The organism is Halarchaeum acidiphilum MH1-52-1 (genome assembly GCF_000474235.1).
In the GTDB taxonomy this organism is placed as follows: domain Archaea; phylum Halobacteriota; class Halobacteria; order Halobacteriales; family Halobacteriaceae; genus Halarchaeum; species Halarchaeum acidiphilum.
In genome coordinates this window covers 1-3,053 of sequence record NZ_BATA01000123.1, presented here as the reverse complement: position 1 = coordinate 3,053, position 3,053 = coordinate 1, and the positions used below count along the sequence as shown (strand labels likewise).

General features: G+C 68.6%; 5 protein-coding genes. 1 reads left to right on the top strand and 4 read right to left on the bottom strand.

The features are described 5' to 3' along the window. The 3 genes from AOZ13_RS13315 to AOZ13_RS13305 form a co-directional block, all read right to left on the bottom strand. On the bottom strand, nt 1-656 hold a 656-nt coding region (locus AOZ13_RS13315; RefSeq protein ID WP_148294609.1), incomplete at its 3' end, for a hypothetical protein. A 75-nt stretch (nt 657-731) separates the two neighbouring features. Beyond that, nucleotides 732-956: a DUF7543 family protein gene (locus tag AOZ13_RS13310; protein WP_020221495.1), complete on the bottom strand. Its 225-nt coding sequence runs from the start codon at nt 954-956 to the stop codon at nt 732-734. Then, nucleotides 956-2,332 (bottom strand): NAD(P)/FAD-dependent oxidoreductase, encoded by a 1,377-nt coding sequence (locus tag AOZ13_RS13305; protein ID WP_049934133.1) that lies wholly within the window; start codon nt 2,330-2,332, stop codon nt 956-958. Before AOZ13_RS13305 ends, AOZ13_RS13310 begins: the two co-directional genes overlap by 1 nt. A 285-nt stretch (nt 2,333-2,617) precedes the next feature. On the opposite strand from AOZ13_RS13305, the gene AOZ13_RS13300 reads away from it, so the two are divergent. After that, nucleotides 2,618-2,818 carry a hypothetical protein gene (locus AOZ13_RS13300; protein WP_021780840.1) on the top strand — a complete coding sequence of 67 codons (201 nt, stop codon included), beginning with the start codon at nt 2,618-2,620 and terminating at the stop codon, nt 2,816-2,818. Here the strand turns inward: AOZ13_RS13300 and AOZ13_RS15150 are convergent. Further along, the coding region (locus AOZ13_RS15150; protein WP_234402889.1) for a hypothetical protein at nt 2,819-3,053 on the bottom strand (235 nt) is incomplete at its 5' end.

Below are 3,053 nucleotides of genomic sequence, written 5' to 3'. Positions count from 1 at the left end.
CTCGTCGACGTGCTGGTGGACGTCGTGTTCGTCGTCGACGTCGTCGCGTTGGCACTCGTCGTCGTCTCGTTCGTCGACGTGCTGGTGCTGGTGGACGTCGTATTCGTCGTCGACGCCGTCTCGTTCGCGATGGTCAGCGACGCGGTGGCCTCGCTCCCGCTGGACTGGGGGTTGATGTCCGTCGTGACGTTGTACGTCCCGGCGGCGTCGGGGTTCGTGACGTTGCCGTAGGCGAGGACGACTTCGTCACCCTCGTAGAGGCTGTACGAGCCGCCGAGGCTGAACGTGACGGTCTCGCCGTTGTTGCTGACGGAGACGCCTTCGAGATCGGCGGAGGCGTTGACGTCGACCGCCGCGCCCGACTCGTTGCCGTCGCGGTCGATGCCGATCGTCTGCACGTCGGCCGCGGAGACGTTACTGGCGTCGGCGCTCGTGTTCGAGTAGTCGACGGCGAAGCCGGTCCACGAGGAGGTGTTGAGCGTGCTGCCGACGGTCTCGTTCACGGTGTGCGTCGCGACGTCGCCGGGCGTGCTCGGGTCCGCGGAGACGCTCGCGGTGTTCGAGGCGTTCGCGGCGGCGGCGAGGCCCGATGCCCCGACGACGACGGTGAGTGCGAGAAGCGCGGCGATGAGGCCGCGTGAGATGCGACTAGTCATACTGTGAATTACGTTCACACGCGCCCGTAATAAAGTCGTTTCGAAGCTCGACGGCCCCGGTATCGGACAAAACGGTTATTTATCGATCCCCTCGTCGCGCCACTCGGCCGCGAGCGCCACCGCGTCCGCCTCCGACTCGCACGTCTCGCGGCGGTACGCCTCGCCCTCCGGGGCTTGCCGGAGGCGGTCGTACGTCACCGCCCACTCGCCGGTCGCCGTCTCGCGGACCGAGACGACGGCGTCGCCGTCCGTGCGCTCCCAGCGCCGACCCGTCCGGTCCTCGACTTCCTCCCACGCCATCAGTAGCGGTATTCGGCCTCGCGCAGTTGGACGTACTTGCCCTTCCGGTAGCGGAACTTCGCCTTCTTGTAGTCCTTGTAGAGGCGCAGGCCGTCGACGCCGACGCTCGCGTTCTTGCGCGTGAGGATCTTCCCGGAGTCCGCGGAGTCGAGCATCCGTCGGGCGACGCGGAACGCGGTGTCCCACTCATCGGGTTCGTAGTCCGCGACGACGTCGGCCATCGCGACGTTCCGCAGGATCTCGTCGCCGATGGCGTCCTTCCACGCGTCGTTGTACGCGTCGAGGGAGTCGAGCGCGGCGAGTTCGCCCGCGAGCTTCCCGGTGCGGAGCGCGACGTGATCGCCGCCCTCGTGGAACGCCGAGGTGGTGCCCATCGCGCCGCCGACGACGGCGATGCCGGCGTCCGTGGGGGAGTCGATCGGTCGCGTCGACGAGATGGAGTACGTCTCCGTCCCCTTCGATTTCCCGTATCCCTCCTCGACGACGGGGAAGTCGGACTCGACGTCGTACTCGTCGCCGTAGAGTTCCTCCAAGAGCCGCCGGATGTACTCGCTCCCGTTCGGGATCGACTCGTCGTCCTCGCGAAGGAGGCGGTAGTCGGCCGTCTCGACGCCCTCCAGATCCATCCCGATCGGCATCGTAAGCCCGACGCGCGCGACGTTGTCGGCGTTCGGGAACACCCACGGGTACGCCGTCTCGCCCGGCATCCACCCCCACCAGAACGTGATGCTGTCCTCGTCCAAGACGCCCTCGGGGAACTTCCGGTACTCCTGATAGGCGATGTGGTTCGCTCGCGGCGGACTCAGGCGCTCGCTCGCGCTCTCGTCCGCGGGGAGGAACCGATCGAGGACGGGCATGGTGACGCGGCGCTGCGGGCCGTCCGCGAGGATGACGTACTCGGCCGTCCACTCCTCGCCGTTCGAGAGAGTGAGCGTGTGCTCGTGGCCGTCCGAGAGATCGGACTCGACGTCGGTGACGGCGTCGCCGACGCGGTACTCGGCGCCGGCGGCTTCGGCCTGCTCGCGGAGCCAGTCGTCGAGCTTCGCGCGCTGGAAGGTGAAGCCGAAGCCGTCGTACGACGACTCGATCCCGGTCCGATCGACCGTCACGGACTCCTCGGGACCGACGAACTCCGCGTCGCGCAGCTCCTGCTGGATCACGCCCTCGGGGAGCGCGTCGACATCCAACTGCGCGATGTCGACCCAGTAGTCGAGGAAGCCGGCGGCGTCCGTGGAGTCCGGTCCGAGATCCTCCCGGTCCGCGCGCGGCACGCCCTTCTCGAAGACGACGGCGGATGCGCCCTCGGCGGCCGCGCGCTCGGCGGCCGCGGTGCCGGCGGGCCCGCCGCCGACCACGGCCACGTCTACGTGGTTCATACCCACTCCACTGGTCGCGCCGACTAAAAGGCTTCAACTTCTCCGATCCGGCCACGGGCGAGGCGATTCACCGCGGCGACGGGGAGTCGAACCCGAACGCGAGCGTCGGTCCCGCGAACGCCGACCAAGACGGCTGACCGACTCCCCCTCGAGGAAATCGCCCGCACTCGTCGCGCCTCGACGGGACCGAATCGGAGAGAAACGCCTCGTCGGCCCGTGGCACGTATGAACTTTCTGTCCGCGGCCGAAAGGACTAATCCGACGCCCGCATTGTAGCCGACTAACATGTCGTCCGATGCGAACAGCCTGCGCGAGGTCTTCGAGACCGTCGCGAGCACCGATGTGGTCATCGAGGAACAGCACGAGGAGATCAACCACGGCGCGGAGGAGCGCGACGAGAACGACACCGTCGCCCACGCCATCGACGACGGTCTCAACGAGGCCATCGAGGGACAGGAGTCCGGCGGCGGCGCGTCGTTCGAGTGATCACCAGAGGCGGCTCTCGGCGAGGCGTGCGAGCGCGTCCCTCGCGGCCCGCGTGATCCGCTCCGGCGTCTCGTCCTCGTCGGGGATCCCCTGCGAGAGGGGTGATCGCCGCGCCGATGACGAGAATCCGGCGCACCGCCCGAGCCGGCCCCCGATCCGTCCGCGCCGGTCCATCCGCCATCGATCCGTCCGCCACCGGTCCGTCCGCCATCGATCCGTCCGCGCCGACCCGTCC

Excerpts from the sequence above, each read along its gene's own strand:
- AOZ13_RS13300 (WP_021780840.1), top strand. The coding sequence starts at position 2,618 with ATGTCGTCCGATGCGAACAGCCTGCGCGAGGTCTTCGAGACCGTCGCG.
- AOZ13_RS13305 (WP_049934133.1), bottom strand. The coding sequence starts at position 2,332 with ATGAACCACGTAGACGTGGCCGTGGTCGGCGGCGGGCCCGCCGGCACC.
- AOZ13_RS13310 (WP_020221495.1), bottom strand. The coding sequence starts at position 956 with ATGGCGTGGGAGGAAGTCGAGGACCGGACGGGTCGGCGCTGGGAGCGC.